Annotated in this window: 12 protein-coding genes and 1 pseudogene; 3 read left to right on the plus strand and 10 right to left on the minus strand. The window is 71.2% G+C overall.

Annotated features, from left to right (window positions below):
* Positions 1 to 56: 56 nt before the first annotated feature.
* Positions 57 to 2564, minus strand: coding sequence for an SdrD B-like domain-containing protein (locus AB0M67_RS01620; RefSeq protein WP_365741424.1), 2508 nt, complete (start codon positions 2562 to 2564; stop codon positions 57 to 59).
* Between the two features lie 265 nt (positions 2565 to 2829).
* Between AB0M67_RS01620 and AB0M67_RS01625 the strand changes: the two genes are divergently transcribed.
* Entirely contained in the window at positions 2830 to 3510 is a 681-nt protein-coding gene (locus tag AB0M67_RS01625) for a hypothetical protein (protein WP_365741832.1), read from the plus strand.
* Here the strand turns inward: AB0M67_RS01625 and AB0M67_RS01630 are convergent.
* On the minus strand, positions 3507 to 4847 hold the full coding sequence (locus AB0M67_RS01630; protein ID WP_365741426.1) for a right-handed parallel beta-helix repeat-containing protein: 1341 nt from the start codon (positions 4845 to 4847) through the stop codon (positions 3507 to 3509). The two genes, AB0M67_RS01625 and AB0M67_RS01630, sit on opposite strands and share 4 nt — an antisense overlap.
* A gap of 84 nt (positions 4848 to 4931) precedes the next feature.
* Between AB0M67_RS01630 and AB0M67_RS01635 the strand changes: the two genes are divergently transcribed.
* Positions 4932 to 6089: a Dyp-type peroxidase gene (locus AB0M67_RS01635; protein ID WP_365741834.1), complete on the plus strand. Its 1158-nt coding sequence runs from the start codon at positions 4932 to 4934 to the stop codon at positions 6087 to 6089.
* Between the two features lie 72 nt (positions 6090 to 6161).
* Here the strand turns inward: AB0M67_RS01635 and AB0M67_RS01640 are convergent, their stop codons facing one another.
* The 6 genes from AB0M67_RS01640 to AB0M67_RS01665 form a co-directional block, all read right to left on the minus strand.
* Entirely contained in the window at positions 6162 to 7247 is a 1086-nt protein-coding gene (locus AB0M67_RS01640) for a hypothetical protein (protein ID WP_365741836.1), read from the minus strand.
* Between the two features lie 46 nt (positions 7248 to 7293).
* Positions 7294 to 8574: a transporter gene (locus AB0M67_RS01645; protein ID WP_365741428.1), complete on the minus strand. Its 1281-nt coding sequence runs from the start codon at positions 8572 to 8574 to the stop codon at positions 7294 to 7296.
* Between the two features lie 4 nt (positions 8575 to 8578).
* Positions 8579 to 9199 (minus strand): hypothetical protein, encoded by a 621-nt coding sequence (locus AB0M67_RS01650; RefSeq protein WP_365741430.1) that lies wholly within the window; start codon positions 9197 to 9199, stop codon positions 8579 to 8581.
* Positions 9196 to 11325 carry a hydantoinase/oxoprolinase family protein gene (locus tag AB0M67_RS01655; protein ID WP_365741432.1) on the minus strand — a complete coding sequence of 710 codons (2130 nt, stop codon included), beginning with the start codon at positions 11323 to 11325 and terminating at the stop codon, positions 9196 to 9198. Before AB0M67_RS01655 ends, AB0M67_RS01650 begins: the two co-directional genes overlap by 4 nt.
* A 111-nt stretch (positions 11326 to 11436) precedes the next feature.
* Entirely contained in the window at positions 11437 to 13050 is a 1614-nt protein-coding gene (locus AB0M67_RS01660) for an FAD-dependent oxidoreductase (protein WP_365741434.1), read from the minus strand.
* Between the two features lie 130 nt (positions 13051 to 13180).
* Entirely contained in the window at positions 13181 to 14281 is a 1101-nt protein-coding gene (locus tag AB0M67_RS01665; RefSeq protein WP_365741436.1) for a LacI family DNA-binding transcriptional regulator, read from the minus strand.
* Between the two features lie 234 nt (positions 14282 to 14515).
* Here AB0M67_RS01665 and AB0M67_RS01670 point away from each other — a divergent pair.
* Positions 14516 to 15570: pseudogene (locus tag AB0M67_RS01670) on the plus strand (esterase family protein).
* 57 nt (positions 15571 to 15627) lie between these two features.
* Here AB0M67_RS01670 and AB0M67_RS01675 read toward each other — a convergent pair.
* Both AB0M67_RS01675 and AB0M67_RS01680 read right to left on the minus strand, forming a co-directional pair.
* Positions 15628 to 16206 (minus strand): hypothetical protein, encoded by a 579-nt coding sequence (locus AB0M67_RS01675; protein ID WP_365741438.1) that lies wholly within the window; start codon positions 16204 to 16206, stop codon positions 15628 to 15630.
* A complete protein-coding gene (locus AB0M67_RS01680) occupies positions 16203 to 17378 on the minus strand; it encodes an ROK family glucokinase (protein WP_365741440.1) in 1176 nt (391 codons plus the stop codon). Before AB0M67_RS01680 ends, AB0M67_RS01675 begins: the two co-directional genes overlap by 4 nt.
* Positions 17379 to 17604 lie beyond the last annotated feature (226 nt).

The following is a 17604-nucleotide window of genomic DNA, read 5'->3' on the forward strand; positions in this document are numbered from 1 at the left end:
GGCCGGTCATGCCGACGGGCCGGTGCGTCGCACCGGCCCGTCGGGGGTTTCGGTTGTCAGCGATGCCTGGGGCGCCGCTTACGAGTGACGAGGACGACCGCCGCTCCCGCGCCGAGCAGCAGGGCCACGAGGGCGAGAATCTCTCCCATGTCGGATGTACCGGTGTTCGCGAGGGAACCAGGCGGCCGGCCGGCCGGTGCCGGGGTGTTGGGCGCCGGGCCCGTCGGCGGCACCGGTGACGGTGTCGGGGTCGGAGTCGGGGACGTGGATGGGGGCGGCGTGGGTGTCGGCGATGCCGCCTCCGGGATGTACACGCCGGCGTCGATCGTGTGATCAACCCCTCCTGGCGTGCTCGGTGCGGTGACCGGGGCGTACCCATCGCACAGTCGGCCGGTGGTCGGCGGGGTCACATTGGAGTCATGTACCCGGTCGTCACCGACCCGTGGCAAGGTGAACCGCAGGTCGGTGGCGGCCGGCCGGCCCGGCACCTCGCTGGTGTCCGCGGTGCACACATCGAACTGCACGGTGTACTTGGCGCCCGGCGTCAGCTCGTACTCCGCGCCGACACCACCGAAGTAGTACTCGCCGGCGGCATCGGTCGTGGTCGTGGCGACCTTCTTGCCATCGGCGTCCAGCAGGTTGATCGTCGCACCCGGCAGCAGCACCTGCCCGGGGTCCTGGATGCCGTTGTGGTCGCCGTCGAACCACACCACGTTGCCGATCTGGATCGGCGCGTTCGCCGCGGCGTACGCGATGTCGCCGAGACCACCGGCCTTGCCGAACCCGCCCTCGTTCTGGCCGACGAACTCGTACGCGTTGTTGACCGGGTCGTTGCCGGGGCCAAGGCCCGTGGCGACGTCGTAATAGCCGGTTCCGCTGGTGGCGACCCGTCCGGTCGGGTCCATCTGCGTACTGACGACCCACTGCTGCTGCGGGATGTACGCGACCGATCCCAGCGACGACTCCTGGTGCGGCCCTGGCTGGGTCGCGGAGCCGCCGTTCGGGAAGAAGTCACCCGGGAAGTACTCGACGACGCCGGGGGGCTGGACACCGTCGAGGGTGGGGTCCGTGGCGTGGTCGGCGCAGTTGCCGGTGCCTTCCCACTCGTACTCGCCGGTGGGCGTGACACAGGCCATATTGATATCGCCGCCGGCCATGCCGCTCTGCGGGGTGTCGATGCCGGGCCTCGGGTCCAGCCCGCCCCAGCTCACGACGTCCATGAACCGGTCACGGAAGCCGAGGATCAGCGAGCCGTCACGGGCGAAGGCCAGGCTGGCCAGCTGCGGCTGCGGATCCATGATCCAGCCGTTCACGGTGTGGCCGTCCCAGTCCGCCAGGTCGGTGTTCCACGGGTTCCAGTGGTTGACCTGGTCGTCGGAGTTGCCGGTGAGTACGGCTCCGCGCTCGAAGTCCAGCGGCTGGGACAGCACGGTGGTGAACTCGTCGCCGTCATAGGTGGCGACGACGGCCTTCAGGTCCGCGCGTTCCTGTGTGCTCTCCGCGCTGCACACACCTCCGACGTACAGGGTGTTGTTGTGGGTGGCGGCGCTGAACGGACGCCAGTCGTCCGCCGAGGCGCAGCCCGGGTCGGGGATCGGCACGGTCTCCTCGGGCGCCGAGGCCGTGGGCTTCGTCGCGTCGAAGCTGACCAGGCTGCGGGTGAGCAGGTTCACCGCGTACAGGGTCGAGCCGTCCTCCGACAGGGCCAGGCTGCCGATGCTCTCCTTGCCCGGCGCGTCGGTGAATCCGGCGTCCTTGATCAGGTTGGCGGTGTCGTGCTCCGTCTCGGTGGCGCCCGGCACCTTCGCGAACAGCGTCGGGTCACCGTCGCCGTCGGCCGGCACGGTGTAGATCGCGTTGCCGCCCTCCGGGCCGTACTCGGTGTACCGCCTGGCGAACGCCGACTGGAAGATCTGCTCGCGGTACTTGTCGTAGGCCAGCCCGTAGGTCGTGCCCACCTGGTCCTGGGTGTTGATCACCTCCGGGCATGCCCGCGGGTCCGGGCAGTTGCCGCGGGCGTCCGTCCCGAACGCCACCAGTGCCCGGGTCTCCGTACCGCTGGCGCCGCTCTGGATCGGCACGAAGTAGCGGGTGTCGGGCAGTGCGTAGTCGGCCGGGTCCCAGACGCCGGTGATCACCGAGTCGTCCTTGCCGTCCGAGACGTCCACGAACGTGGTGAAACTGTCGAAGTGGTTCGGCGCGGTCGAGGCGGGCGCCGCCCGCAGATAGTCGTTGTACGGTGCCGGGACCGTGACATCGACCCGGTACCGGCCGCCGGTGAGCTCGCCCGACGGCGGCACGATGACCTTTCCGGTGGCATCCGTGACACCGGTGACGTGATGACCGGCGGGGTCGGATACATCGACCTTCATTCCCCGCTGCGGCACGTCCATGGTCGAGTTGATGACGCCGGTGCCGAAGAAGTCCCGCAGTACCTCGACGGTCAGGGTGCCGTCGGAGGCCGAAGCGCCGGCCTGCCCGGCGCCGGTCAAGATCGTTCCTGCGCTGCCCCCGACCAGTAGCAGGCCGGACAGCCCTACCCGCACCAGTCCACGTAATGGCATGGCGCTCCTTTGCGTCGTCCTACGCAGTTGCCAACTCGGCAAATGCCGGGGGGAGCCTACAAGTTGACGGAACGTCATGTCCGGTAAACGCAGAGTTTGGTGGTGCCTCCGCGGAAACCTGTTACAGTCGCGCCGCGTGCGGAGCATCAGAACGCGGAGCATCGACATCAAGCGGGGTCCCCTGGGGCGCGAGACGGGCCGGCGCCACCGGTGGCCGAGGCGACGATGGGTGGTAGCCGCCGTCGTCGGCGTCGCGGCCGCCGCGATCACCGCCTTCGTCCTCCTCGGCAACAGCGGTGGCCCCACCGGCCCGCGGGCGTTGACCTCGGACGAGGTGAACCGGCTGGCGGTCACGCGTTTCCTCAACTACCAGGCGGGGGGCCGGGCGGTGACGATCACCGTGCCGAACGCCGCCGGCGGGCTGGTGATCACCGGATCCATCGACTACCGCACCCATACCGGTTACGGGGTGGTGCACGGGACCGGGCGCGACACGTCCAGCGAGGGGCTGATCCAGTGGACGGCCACCACCGTCCTCGTCCACCCCATGACAGATCCCCCGGCAGCCGCACCGGCGTCGCCGCCCACGTCCGGTTGGCACAGCCGTCCGCTGCGGACGTCCGGCATGACCCTGGACAGCTCGCTGGGCATCGCGCTCGGCCTCGGCAGCGACCGGCCGGACAACGCCGCGCTGCTGCCGCAGAACGGCGCGGCATGGGTCGGGCAGGAGACGGTGCACGGCCATCGGACGGACATCATGAAGGGGCCGGACGGCGATACCAAGGCCAGTGCGTCGGGGACCGTGCGCTACTGGATCGGTTCGGACGGCACCATGTACCGGGTTCAGGCCAGTATCGCCTCCGAGCCGCAGCCGGTGGTCTTCGACTTCGACACCCGGGCGTACGTCCCCGTCCAGCCGGTCCCCGGAATCACACCGGCGTCCTAGCCGCCGCTCACCCGCGCCCCGGTGGCGAGGAGCGACGCCGACGGCAGCGCGATGTCCGCGATGTCCGGCAGCGCCGGAACGTCCGGCACGACGGTGGCGCCCGTGGTGGTGGCACGCGGGAACTCCGGCTGCGGGCCCGGCGCGGCCACCTCGGTGAACGGGATGCCCGCGGGCGCCGCCGGACTCGCCCAACTGCCGGAGGGCGTGGGCGACATGGCGGAAACCGGGCAGGACGCGGTGTCCGCGAGCCTCGCGGGTACGGTCCGCCGAAGCGCGTTCCCTCGTAGGCAGTTGCCCTGTCCGCGGGTGGCGGCGGGGAACGTCCACCCGACGTCGACGCCGTTGGCGGTGAAGGTGTTGTCCGTGATCCGGTTGCGGTCCGCGGTCAGGTCGGCGGTCGCGGTGATCACGAGCCCGGCGTTGGTGTTGCCGGTGATCCGGTTGCGGATGAACTGGTTGTCGCTGCCGCCGTCGACCCCGATACCGATGCCCCAGCCGCCGTCGGCCTGTTCGGGGGTCCGCGGCTGCTGGTTGTCCGCGATCAGATTGCCGGCGACGACGGCGTCGCGCTGCGGGAGCAGTTTCTCCTGGTGGTCGGAGTTGATGGTCAGTCCGACGCGGTTGCCGACCAGGCGGTTGCCGGCCACATACATGTCGCCGCCGGCGTTGGTGCCTTCGTAACCGACCGCGTTGAGTTCGGAGATGTTGTCCCGCACCACGATCCGGCACGGCTTGCACTGGCCGACATAGATCCCCGAGTCCGCCCCGCCCGATGTGTAGGAGTGCTCGATGACACCGTTCTGCGCGGAGAACGCGTAGATGCCGTACAGACCGTTACGGGTCGCGGTCACATGCGAGACGAGGAACGACTTCAGGAGGTTGACGGGTTCGTCGCCGGTGTCGTAGCCACCGCTCCCCGGCAGCCCGGCGACCGCCGCCGCCGAACCGGTGACCAGCACCCCGTTCTGCGTGTTCTTCCGCACGGTCAGGTTCTCCACGGCCACCCCTGGCGCGGTGACCACCACGCCGTTCGGCCGCAGCGACTGCCCGTCGATGACCACCTTGTCCCGGGACTCGCCTCGCAGCGTGATGCGAGCCGTGTCGACCTTCACCGACTCGCGGTACACACCCGGAGCCACCAGCACCAGATCGCCGGGGTGGGCGAGGGACACCGCGTCCGAGATCGTCGGGGCGTCGCCGGGCACACGGATCGTCACCCGCGCGCCCTCGGGCCGCCGGCCCTTGTCCGATCCGTCGTCGCCGCCACCGCTGCAACCGGACACCAGCGTCAGTACGCCCAGTACCGCCGCCATCACGCGAAGAGCTGATCGAGACATGATCCCAGTCTGGCACGGCGGCGAATTCCCCGCCGGAATAGAGAAGTTGAACGGCGGACGCGCGGCGGGTGTGGCACTCTGCACATCATGAGCGCCGATCACCACCCGTCACGCCGCGCGTTGCTCGGTGCCACCGGCGTCACGGTGGCCGCCGGTCTCATCGCCGGGTGCTCATCGGAATCCGCCCAGCCCCGCCCGCCCGTCCCTGCCGCGTCGGCCACGCGCACGCGGGTTCCGGCGACGGGCCGGCATCAGGCGGGCGTCACGCTTCCCCGGTCGGCCCAGCGCAATCTGCTGGCCGTGGTGGCCGACCTCGGCACCGCGGTGGCGCCCGGCCCGTTACTGGCCGAACTCGGCGAGGCCATCAGCGCCCTCACCGCCGGGTCGGACCCCCGGCTGCTGGGCCTGCCCCCGGGTGATCTGACCGTGACCGTCGGCGTGGGTCCGCGGCTGGTGCGGTCGGCCGATGCCGCACTGCCCGGTGCGGCCGACCTCCCGCGGTTCTCCCGCGAGCGGATCGGCTCGCGGGCACGCGGCGGTGATCTGCTGATACAGATCTGCGCCGACGACGCGCTGCTCGTACCGGTCGTCGCCGCCGCGCTGCTGGACCGGGCAGGCGACCGCGTCCGCGAACGCTGGCGGCAGACCGGACGCCGCGGTACGGACGTGCCCGTCGCCGAGGGCGTCACCGCACCGCGCAACCTGCTCGGCTTCATCGACGGCATCGTGGGCCCGCACACGGCCGCCGAGCAGGAGCGCGATCTGTGGCTGGCCGGGCCCCCCGCGGTCGCCGGCGGCACCCTGGCCGTACTGCGGCGCATGGAACTCGACCTGACACGGTTCGCCGCCCTGTCCGTCGCCGAGCAGGAGGCGGTCTTCGGGCGGCGCCGGGACAGCGGCGTGCCCCTCTCCGGCGGCACCGTCGCCTCGGGCCCGGAACTCGGCGCCAAGACGCCCGACGGCCGCTATCTCGTCCCGGTGGACGCCCACGTCCGCAGGGCGAACCCCACCGTGGTCGGCGTCGGCCATATGCTCCGCCGTTCCTACAGCACCGACGAGCCCGCCCCCGGCCTGCTCTTCATCAGCTTCCAGAACGACCTGCGGACCTTCACGGCCACGCTCAGCCGCATGGACGCCTCCGACGCGCTGCTGCCCTTCACCACCACGACCGCCAGTGCGACCTTTCTGATCCTCCCGGGCTTCGACCCACAACACCCGCTCGGTTCCGATCTGTTCGGCTGACTCCCCCGTGTCCACGCCGGATGCCGCACGCCGCCGCGGAGCCGAAGACCGCCGGACGGGCCCTACGGTGGATCAGCCGCGTGCGACCGCGATCGAGCCCTGGAGACGCTCGCCCGCCTCATAGATCATGTACGGCACCCCACGGTCGGTTCCGAAGCTCGGCGAGGCGCTGCGCCCGTTGTCCGGCGCGCTGTTGGCCGAGTCGTAGAAGAGACCGAGGTGTTCACGGCGGCTGAAGTCGTTGCCGACCTCGGTGATCAGCAGGTTGCCGCCGTTCTCCTTGCTGGTGTTGTAGACGACATACGTACTGCCGTTCCGGCTCAGCAGGTGCGGGCCGCCGATGTTGTTCGCCCCGACGTCGGAGTGGCGGACGAGCGGCTGCTGGTCGAACGTCCAGTCACGGCCGTCCTTCGACCAGCCCCAGGCGATATCACGGTGGTTGGACTGGTTGTTGAGCATGAAGAGCATCACATAGCGCGCGCCACGCGAGGGCAGGTCGTGCCGGAAAACGCGTGCGTACGAGGTTTCGGTGCTGCCCGCGGGCATCATCGCGGTGGTGAGCACCACCTTGTCGTAGGTGAAGGTGATGCCGTCCTTGGAACGGGCGAGCCGAGTCGTGCCGTTCTCGCCGTGGAAGTAGAGCCACAGCTCCCTGACGTCCTCGTTCCACAGGACGTGTGGCGAGGCGACATGGGAGACCGTGTAGTGCGGCTGCCAGTTGTTGGAGACGATCGGGTTCGCGGTGTACTCCGTGAACGGCCCCTCCAGCGAGTCGCCGTAGGCCAGGCAGATACCGCCGGGCGCGTCGTGCGGGCCGTAGTAGAGGTAGTAACGGCCCAGCGGATTGGCCAACTTGTCGTAGACGCCCCGGACGCACGGGAAGATGATCTCCCCGGTGGGGTTGTACTTGAGCTGAGAGGGCGTCAGAAGCGTCTTCAGATAGCGGTAGTCGGGGAATCCACCGGGCGCCGCGGCGACGGCGGGTGCCCCGGCCGAGGCGGGGGCGGCGGTCGCGCCGCCCGCTGTCGCGCCGGTGGCCGCGACCCCGGACGCGACCGCGGCGGCCCCGGCCGCCGCGCGCAGGAATACGCGCCGGCCGGGGTTCCGCGGCTCACGCGTGTCGTGCCGCTGCTTCGGGTCGCTGTCGTGCTCTGTCATGTCGTGCTGTGTCATGTCGTGCTCCGTCCCGGGAGTGAGCGAGAGATCACAGATAGCTGGCGGCGGTGACGCAGAAGCCGCCGAGGGCGACGGCCCAGACATAGGGCAGGGTCCGCAGCATCACCTGCTGCGGGGTGACTCCGGCGTACTGCGCGCTCCACACGGTCTGGGTGCTGGTCGGGTCCGCCACACCGAAGACCTGGTTGTACGAGGTGGCCAGGCCAAGCACCGCGACGGCCGGGTAGATGCCGGCGGCGATAAGGACACCGGCGATGCCCGCGCCGAGGCCGTAGACGTTCAGCGGACCCCGGTAGAGGCAGAGCGGCACGAGCAGGGTGAAGACCACGACGAACAGCACCGGGTTCTGCGGGCTGACCGCCTTGATCAGCGGCTCCAGCGCCGCCACGGCGCCGGGCAGCTTCACCGCGGCGAGCAGCACGCCGATCGCGATGAAGAGGACGATCGGCGCCGCCGCGATCTCGAAGGAGCCGTACAGGGTGCGCAGCAGCCGCTTGCCCATCTCGCCCGGCCGGGTGGTGGTGACCAGCGCGTACAGGACGCCGGCCAGCATCGACGGCAGGATCGCGACATCGAGACCGAGGGCGAGGATCAGCGGTACGAGCGGGGTGAGCAGCGCGTACCACGGGGCGTCGCCGAGCTGCTCACGGCGCGAAGTGGGCTTCGCCGGAGCGGACTTGAGCGACCACGCGTGTTCGACCCCGCGTCGTCGTGTCTCGATGAGGACGAAGAGGACGGCGGCGGCCAGCGCGAAGGGGAACAGCTTCATCATGAAGCCGCGCACGGTGTCCACGGGAAGTTCGAGCGCGGTGGAGAAGAACTGCCAGATGGGCAGCTCGAAGGGCATACCGGCGGCTATGCCCATCAGGATCGTGCCGGCCGCGGTGACCTTGGGGATACCGACGGCGATCATGGCGGGGATGCCGATGATGCCGGCCAGCATCGCGGCGGGCGCCGAGCCCGTGACCGTACCGACGAGGGTGGAGACGGCGAGGACGCCGAGCGCGACCACGACCGGTCGGTCGCCGCCGAACTCCACGATCTTGCGGACGAGGGTGCCCGCGATGCCGGTCTCGTCGAGGAGCCTCCCGAGCCAGGAGCCCAGCAGGATCGCGATCATCGTGGCGGCGAGGGCCGGCGCACCCTCCTGGACGACCGTGTCCAGGACGCTGTTCTCGCCGGTCAGCGGGGCGCCGGCGAGGAAAGCGATGGCGACGGCCAGGATGACGAGGGCGAAGGCGGTGGGGAGTCTGCGGGTGAGCATCGCGGCGACACCGGCCGCCATGACAAGAAGGATGACGACGCCCATGGCGTTACTTCTCTCTTCCGTACGGGGAGCCTTGCCGCGCGTCGGCGGCAGTGGCCAGGGCGGCCGTCAGCAGGAGGGGGCTGCGGCCGAGGCCGCAGACCGCGCGGGCGTAGGCGTGGGCGGCGATCTCGTCGGCGCCCGCGACATGGCCGTACAGGCGGTGGCGTCCCGCGCGCAGCACGACATGGCCGAGTGACCGCTTGAGGGCCGTCTTCGCCGGTCCGTGGTGGAGCTGGTCGTGCACGGCCTCGTGGGCGATCGCCGCCGCCCGTACCGACCCGGCCGGATACCAGTGGCGCCAGCCGAGGCGGTCGATCAGCCCGTCGGCGAGGGCCAGGGTGTCGGTGAACAGCTCGACGGTCGGGACCGGCCTGGAGGTGTAGCGGGCGAGGAGGCCCTTCGCCAGACCGTCGCCGCTCTCCACGACATGGGGCGCCTGGGCGACGGGGGCGAGTGCGGCGCCGAACTCGTCGGCGGTACGCGCCCATTGACGCAGCAGAGCCGGGTCGCGGCGCTCGTGCGTGGGGGTGTTCGCGAGCAGCCGGACGCCGAACTCGATGTCGTCCGTCGCTTCGAGTGCCTCGATCGCCGCGAGCGCGGCGCGGTCGAGCAGGGCCACTGTCATGAGCGCACCTCCAGCACGGCGATGACCGGCTCGTCGGCGGCGCGTGCGCGCAGTTCGCTGCGGGCGAGTGCGAGCAGCGGCTGCGGGTCGAGTACCCCGGAGAGATCGGCGATCCGGGAGCCGAGGAGCAGCCGCAGGGCGGGGGCACGGATACCGCCGTCGCCGTACGACGTGCCCTCCCGCACCAGCCCGGCGAGGACTTCGGGCGCGCGGTCGACGGTGGTGGCCTCGACGCGGGCGTCCGGCGCGTGGAGCCGTACGACCCCGTCGGCGTCCACGACGCGCACCGGGTGGCGGTCCGGGCGGAACCTGCGGTGCACGTCGGTGCCGTACACGGTGTGCGCCGGGGTGCCCGCGAGCACGCGCACCGACGCCGGGTCGGTCTTGAGGCTGTCGGCGGCGGCGCGCAGCCGGTCGGCGTCGTCCGCCCGGTGGGCGCGGTCCTGCGTACGCAGCTCGGTGGCGCCGGTCGCGACGGCGCGCACGGTGCTGGTCTGCGGGTCGACGGTGACCTCCACCTCGACGCCGTCCGCGGCAGCGCCCTGGGCGACGACGGCGGCCTCGGCCTCGGCCCGTACGGCGAGGATCTGTTCCTGGCCGGCGCCGGGGATGATGCGTTCGGCCTGCTCGCGGATGAGGGCGAGGGCGACACCGATGGGGCTGATGACCTCGTTGTGGCGCGCGATCCTGCCCTCCTGTCCGGTGACGGCCGCGAGGTGCGGGGTGACGGCTGCCGCGCCTCCGCCACCGCCGACGAGCACGGCGGTGTCCTTGTCCAGGCGGTAGTCACGGATCATCGCGTCGACCACGGACCTCACCTGGCCGGTGCCGGCGTCCAGGACTCGGGCCGCCGCCGTGGCGATGTCCGTGCCGAGCGCGGCGGCCAGGGGCGCGATCGCGGCCTCGGCCACGGCCGGGTCGCTGTGGGCGAAGTCCCCTTCGGGTACCCGGCCCAGCGCGTTGGCCGCGCAGGTCATGGTGATCGCGAAACGTCCGCCGGCGGCGTCGAGCACCGCGTAGTCGGCCGGGTCGTCGTCCATCGGCCGGACCGTGCTGACCTTGGCGTCCCGCAGGTCGTCCAGGGTCGCGAAGCAGGCGTACGGCAACCCCGCGATATGCGCGCTGCGCGGTCCCACGCCGGTGACCTTGCCGCCGCCGACGCGGACCATCGAGCCGCCGCCGACACCGACGGTCCTGACGTCGAGCGCCGACAGGTATGACGTCTTGCCGAGGATGGTGGCGTGCCGGACGGCGACCTTGCCGCGCCGTACGACGCTGATGTCGGTGGACGTGCCGCCGGTCTCCAGGAACAGGCCCTCGCTGACGCGCTCCTGCATGAGCGCGCCTGCGACACCGGCCGCCGGTCCTGACAGCACGGTGAGCAGTGGCCTGCGCCGCATCTCGTCCAGCGACATCACTCCCCCGTCGCAGCGCATCACCATCAGTGGCGCGGTCACGCCCGCCTTGGTGATGGACGCGTCGACCAGGTCGGCCGTGGCGAGCATGCGCGGCAGGATCGCGGCGTTCACGACGGCGGTCCTGGTCCGTTTGTGGAGCCCGTACAGCGAGGTGATCTCGTGCGCGGCGGTCGTCGGCAGACCGCGCTCCTTGGCCACCGCGACGACCGCGTCCTCGCCTTCGGGACGGTCGACGCTGAACGGCTGGCTGACGACGACGACATGGGCCCCCTCCCGGACGACCGCGTCGACGGCGGCACGTACGGCGGGCGCGTCGTCCGGGTCGGCGACATGGGCGTAGACGAGCGGTAGCCGCTTGCCGGGGGTGAGTTCGAGCTTCCGGAAGGCGGCCAGCCCGCGGGTGAACCCGGCGCTCGGACCGGTGCCGACTCCGATCAGACCGACGGTGGCGACGTCGCCCTCCAGCAGGGCATTGGTAGCCTGGGTGGTGCCGTGGGCCAGGAAGGCCACGTCCTCCGGGGCGTGTCCGGTCTGCTCCAGCAGACGGTCGAGAGCTTCCACGATGCCGTGGGCGACACCGTTCTCGTGATGGTGGCTGGTGGGGACCTTCACCTGCCCCAGGAGTCGCAGGGTCGTGGCGTCTACGGCCACGGCGTCGGTGAAGGTTCCGCCCACGTCGATGCCGACGCGGATGCGGTGGGTGTTCATGGCTTGGGCACCTCCTTGTGCACAGTTGGCATGGCGCGGGCGGTGGGCCGGGCGGGGCAGGTGGAGCTGCTCCTGCCCGGCTGTCCGCCGCCGTTGTTCCGTCGGGCGGTGTCAGTAGCCCCGTACGTCGGGCCAGTGGCGCTGCACTCCTTCGCGGTCGAGCAGCCGGGCGAATTGGTCGAACCGCTTGTCCTCGGCCTGGACCTGACGCGGTTCGACGCCTTCGGCGACGCAGTGCGCGGCCAGCGCGCCCGCGACCTCGCCGATGTTCCACTCCACCGGGTGGAGCCGGTAGCAGCCGTTGGTGATGTGGGTGGTGCCGATGTTCTTTCCGGCGGGCAGCAGATTGCGGACGCGGCGCGGTACGAGGGCGCCGAGGGGGATCTCGAAGGGCACCGAGCCGATGTCGATGTAGTTGTCGCCGCCGGTCGAGGGGTGCAGGTCGATGCGGTAGTTGCCGATACCGACGGAGTCCCGGTAGCGGGTGCCGCCGTAGGGGCCGACGATGTCGATCGCCACATCGTGCTCGGTGACGGTGGTGACGGCCTTGATACGGCGTGACTCGCGTACGTACGGCGCCTTGGCGAGCCCGTCGACCGTGCCGGTGACATCGGGACGCAGCCGGAGTCCGGGGAATCCCGTACCGCCGTCGGCGCGCGGCGCCTCGGTCTGGAGCCAGTACAGGACCGAGAGCGAGAGCTGGCGCGCCTCGGCGAGCGCGGCGGCCGATGTCTCCTCTCCGGCGCCGATCAGGGGCTTCAACCAGTAATCGTTCAGGGGCCAGTTGACGAGGGTGATGTCGGAGTCGAAGGCGCCGGGCCGGTGCAGCTTGCGGGCCAGGATCCGGCGGAAGCCGAACAGCTCCTTGTCACCCGCGTCGGCCGACTGGTCGGCGGTGACATCGAGCGGGTCGAGGTCCGGGTTGGGGACGAAGGTGCGCGGTACGGCCTCCAGGGTGCGGGGGTCGGGCGCGAGGAAACCAAGCAGCGGTCCCGGCCAGAAGTCCGGCCGGTAGGCGCGCCAGAAGTCGTAGTCGGCCGGCCGGTCGATGGTGTGGTCCTCGCCCTCGTGGTGGGAGAGCGCGAAACACACCGTGATCCCCTGCTGGTTGAGGGGCGCCGCCACTTCGGGGGCGTGCGGCTCGTCGAACTCGCTCCGCGCCTCGGCGCCGATGGTGTGCTCGACCCCGGCGAGTTCGAGCAGCTCGCCGGTCTCGGTCGCGTCGATGACGTAACGAGCACTGACCGTACGACGGCTGCCGTCCCGCAGATCGGTGAGCGTGACGGACCGTACGGTGTCGTCGTCGCCCGACTCGGCGGCGACCGGGCGGTGTTCGGTCAGAAGCGTGAGCCGGCCCGAGGAGCGGTGCGGAGCGAGCATCGCCTCCAGGACGGCGAGGGCGACGCGCGGCTCGTGGCAGAGCTTGCTGACGCGGCCCGCGCCCGGATTGAGATCGGTGAGGGCCAGCGCCTCGGAGCGCAGCGGATACCACCGGCGGTAGTGGTCCCTGATGGACTCGCGCAGCGTGCGGTACGAGGCTGTGGTGCCGAACTGCTCGACCCACGGGTGCTCGTCCGGCGGGACGGCCTGTGAGGTGAGCTGGCCGCCGATCCAGTCCGTCTCCTCGGTGAGGACGACGGTGCGTCCGGCCCGGCAGGCGGCGAGGGCGGCGGCCACGCCGCCGAGCCCGGAGCCCACGATGAGGATGTCGGGTGAGGATGTCACGGATCTCCTTGAGGTGCTGTGTCCGCTCGGTGCGGTTGGCGCTTGGTTCGCGGTGGGTGGCGCTTGGTTCGCGGTGGGTGCGCGGGTGGCCGGACCCCCGGCGTCGGGGCGGTGCCGGACGGCCGGCCGGTCAGTGGTGGCCGGGTGGCGGGCCCGCCGTCGTACCGGGTCGGAAGGCACAGGCCACCAGCGGTTCCACCGCCTGCTCCCCCGCCACCAGCGCGGCGAGCATCCGCACCGCGGCGGCGCCCAACTGCGGCCGGGGGATGTCGAATCCGGTGGGCGTCGGTCCGTCCGACAGGTCCGGCGGCAGGCTGCCGAGCAGCGCGAGCGACGCGTCGCGCGGGCAGTCGATGCCCACGAAGTGCGCGGCGCCGTGCAGCGCGCGCCAGGCGTCGCCGGTATCGGTCTCCTCGGCGACGAACGCGGTGACGCCGTCGTCGAGCCAGCCGCGCAGCCGCTCGGCCGTGAGGTCGTGCTCCGGGTCGGCGGAGCGGAAGACCGCGGCGGGGCCGCCGGGCAGGCCGGCCTCCTCCAGACCTTTGAGGAAGCCGTGTTCACGGTCGGTGGAGGCGGCGGCCTCGTCGTCCTCCCGTACCAGCACGATCCGCCGGTGGCCGAGCCCGGCGAGATGCGTGACGACCTCCTGGCTGGCGCTGACGTAGTCGGCGCCGACCCATGCCAGTCCCTCCAGCTCGTCCCTGCGTCCGAGGTGGACCACGGGGAAGCCGTCGGCGACCAGGCGCAGCAGTTCGTGGGCGGGCGCGTGCCGGCCGAGGAAGAGGCAGCCGTCGGCGAGCCGTACCCGGTTGAGGGCGCCCGGTCCGGCGGCCCCCGCGCCGCCCGTGCTGGAGCCGGTGAAGAGCACCAGGTCGTAGCCGCGCGCCGCGGCTTCCCGCTCGACGCCGACGAGGAAGGGGTAGTACGAGTGCTGCACGTCGGTCGGGAAGGTGGATGTGAAGCTGAAGACCCCGAGCAGATTGTTTCGCGCGGCGGCGAGCCGGCTGGCCGCCGGGTCGGGGACATAGCCGAGGCTGCGTACGGCGTCGAGCACCTTCCGCCGGGTCTCCTCGGAGATCGTCGCGCCCTGCTTCCGGGCCCCGAGTACCAGCGAGACCGTGGCCTGCGAGACCCCGGCGAGCCTGGCGACCTCGGCCTGGCGCGGTCGCGACGTACGGCCCGTGGGTGCGGGGGTCCGGCCTGGCCTGGCCCGCTTCCTGGGTTCCTCCACCGTGTTCCTCCGGATCGTTAATGCGTATTAGTAATGCGCATTAACGAGTACTGTGGACCTCCGGCGCACGCCGGTCAAGAGATTGCCCAGTACTTCTTCCGCGGCTCCGCTACGGCCGGGCGTCGCCCTTCCTTCGGCATCAGCGGGAAGACATGCACGAACATGGTCCACGCGTTCGAGGTCGAAGCGGCTGGTTGTGGAGGTCTTCCGGGGACTGACGGGAAGTTCGCGGCCATGACAAGAGGGCTCGCTACGCTGCGGCGGTTCGTGGAACTCCGTGACCGGGAGAGAAATGTGAGCAAGCACCGCCTCAATCGCCGAACCTTCCTGAAAGCCGCCGGTGGAGTCACCGCGGCCACAGCACTGAGCGTTGGGCCCTTAGCCGCGACCGCGTCGGCGGCCGAAACGGCCGACGACGGCTTCGGGCTGACCATCAAGGAGCGCAACGAGAACGACCCCCGCATGTGGTACTACCGGTTCGCGACCAACGCGATCGGCTGGAACCCCGCCGTCAACGTCCTGCTGCCCGACGACTACCACACCAGCGGACGCACCTACCCCGTCCTCTACCTGTTCCACGGCGGCGGTCCCGGCCAGGACTTCATCACCTTCGACCGCGACCTCAGGATCCGTGACGTGACCGCCGGAAAGCCGCTCATCGTCGTGATGCCCGACGGCGGACAGGCGGGCTGGTACTCCAATCCCGTCAACTCCAACACCGGCCCCGGAACTGGGAGACCTTCCACATCGATCAGTTGCTCCGCTGGATCGACGCGAACTTCCGGACGTACGCGGAGTACGACGGCCGCGCCGTCTCCGGGTTCTCGATGGGCGGCTTCGGCGCGCTGAAGTACGCGGCCAAGTACTACGGGCACTTCGCCTCCGTGAGCGCCCACTCCGGCCCGCCCAGCCTGCGCCGCGACAACGGCGCGGTCGCCCACTGGGCCAACGTGACGTCCGCGGCTCTGGACCTGGCCGGCGGCTCGATCTACGGCATGCCCTTGTGGGACGAGGCCAGGGTCACCGCCGACAACCCGGTCCAGAACATCGAGCGCTATCGCGACAAGCGCGTCTATCTGGTGGCCGGCACCAGCCCCGACCCGATCAACTGGTTCGACACGATGAACGAGGGCCATGTACTCGCCGGCCAGCGCGAATTCCGGGACCTTCTCGGCCGTGCCGGCATCCCGCACGAGTGGCGCGAGGAACCCGGCGGCCACTTCGTACGCCCCGAGCGGCTGACGGACGACATCAACGGAGTCATCGCCCGCCTGCGCAAGGCGGCGTAGTCCGCCTCCGGTAGTCACCGGTCCGGCCGGGCCGGGCCCCGTCGGGCCCGGCGGCCGTCAGGGAGTCGTGGTGGAGACGACGTACACCCGGGGGAAGCCTGGTTCTGTCAGGTCCACCACGACGTCCTGACTGGGCCGCGGGCTCTTCTGGTGGTGGCTGGTGCCCGCCCAGTCGTGGCCGGGGAGATCGAAGTTCCAGCCGACCGTACGGCGGTCGCGCGGCGTGATCGTGATGGCGTCGTCCTTGAGCGCGGAGCGGCTGGTGCCCATCTCGGTCAGGAAGGTGTCGAGCCGTCCCGAGGTGACATCGAACTGGACGTACAGCCGGCTGGTCTTCCAGTTGCTCGTCTCGAAGTAGCGCACCCGGGTGGCGCCCAGCGGTATCGGCACCTCGAAGATGCGGCGCTTCATCTTGGACGGGCGCAGCTGCTGGAGACCGGTGGCCGACGACTCGGCCTCCTTGTTCCGGCCGCTCTCGCGGCTCTGCCCGGCCGAGATGACCAGATAGCCCGCCGGGATACCGATGAGCAGCACGATGACGATGGCCGTCAGCCAGCGGCGGCGGTTGCGGTGCCCGCGGTCCTCGGGCGGCTTACCGCCCTCGTCACGCACCGGCACGGGTAGCTCGATGGTCATGAGGGCGGTTCCTGGGTCGTACGGGGCTCCTGCGTCGGGCGGGCGGTGCGGATGGCCTGCGCGTATCTCTCGTACCGCTCATGGCGCTCCACCCGGCGGCGGTTGGCGCGGCGGAAGCGCCGGGCCACCAGCCGGGCGAGATCGGCGGCGCCGACCATGCCCGCCTCGGGGCCGAGCTGCGCCTTGGTGATCCGTGCCTCGGGGCGGTAGCCGCGGCCGGTGAGATGGCGGCGGAAGGCGTCGCGGGCGGGGCCGATCAGCAGATCGTCGGCGGCGCTGACCCCGCCGCCGATGACGAAGCAGGACGGGTCGAGCGCGGCGGCGAGGTTGGCGATGCCGACACCGAGCCACTGGCCGATGTCCTGGAACAGCTCGATACACATGGCGTCGCCCTCGCGGGCGAGTTCGGTGATCAGCGGTCCCGTGATGTCCTGGACGTTGCCCTTGACGCGGTCGATGATGTTGTACGCGACCGGGGAGTCGGCGGCGGCCAGCTCCCTGGCCTCCCGTACGAGGGCGTTGCCGGAGCTGTACTGCTCCCAGCAGCCGCGGTTGCCGCACGGGCAGCGATGGCCGCCGGGCACGACCTGCATATGGCCGAACTCGCCGGCGACGCCGAACTTGCCGCGCTTGACCCGGCCGTCCTCCAGGATGGCGCCGCCGATACCGGTGCCGAGCGTGATCATGACGAGATGGTCCTCGCCGCGCCCGGCGCCGAAGCGCCACTCCGCCCAGGCCGCGGCGTTGGCGTCGTTGTCCACCATCACCGGGACGGCGAGCCGCGAGGAGATCGCGTCCCTGAGGGGTTCGTCGCGCCAGGCGAGGTGCGGCGCGAACAGCACGCGGGAGCGGTCGGCGTCGACCCAGCCGGCCGCGCCGATGCCGACGGCGTGCACATCGTGGCGGTCGGAGAGGTCGAGGACCAGCTCGACGATGGTGTCCTCGACGACCCGGGGGCTCTTGGACTTGTCCGGCGTCTCGGTCCTGAGCTTCTCCAGGATGTTGCCGTCCGGATCGACGACGCCGGCCATCACCTTCGTACCGCCGATGTCGATGCCGACGGTCGGGACCCGGGGCGCGGTGAGGAGGGAGCGGCGCTCACGGGTGCCGACGGTCCGCAGGACGGTGGCGCGGGCGGTGCCGCGGTGTGCGAAGTCGCGGTATGTGCTCATCGGCCCGGCTCCCCGGACTCGTCCGTCGGCGCGAGCGGCTCCGGTTCGCCGTGCCGGGTGAGTGGGCGGCTGCGTACGCGCACGAGTCGTGTCGTCCCTGCGGGGTCGGGGGCCGCCGGGCCCGGACGGGCGGCGGCGGCGGACGGTGTCCGCCGTGCCAGATTCTGCCATCCGTGGCGGGTTGGATGGCTGTGCGGCCCGGCGGGGGCCGTACGGTGAGCCCTGT

Source organism: Streptomyces sp. NPDC051662, assembly GCF_040681655.1.
GTDB lineage: Bacteria > Actinomycetota > Actinomycetes > Streptomycetales > Streptomycetaceae > Streptomyces.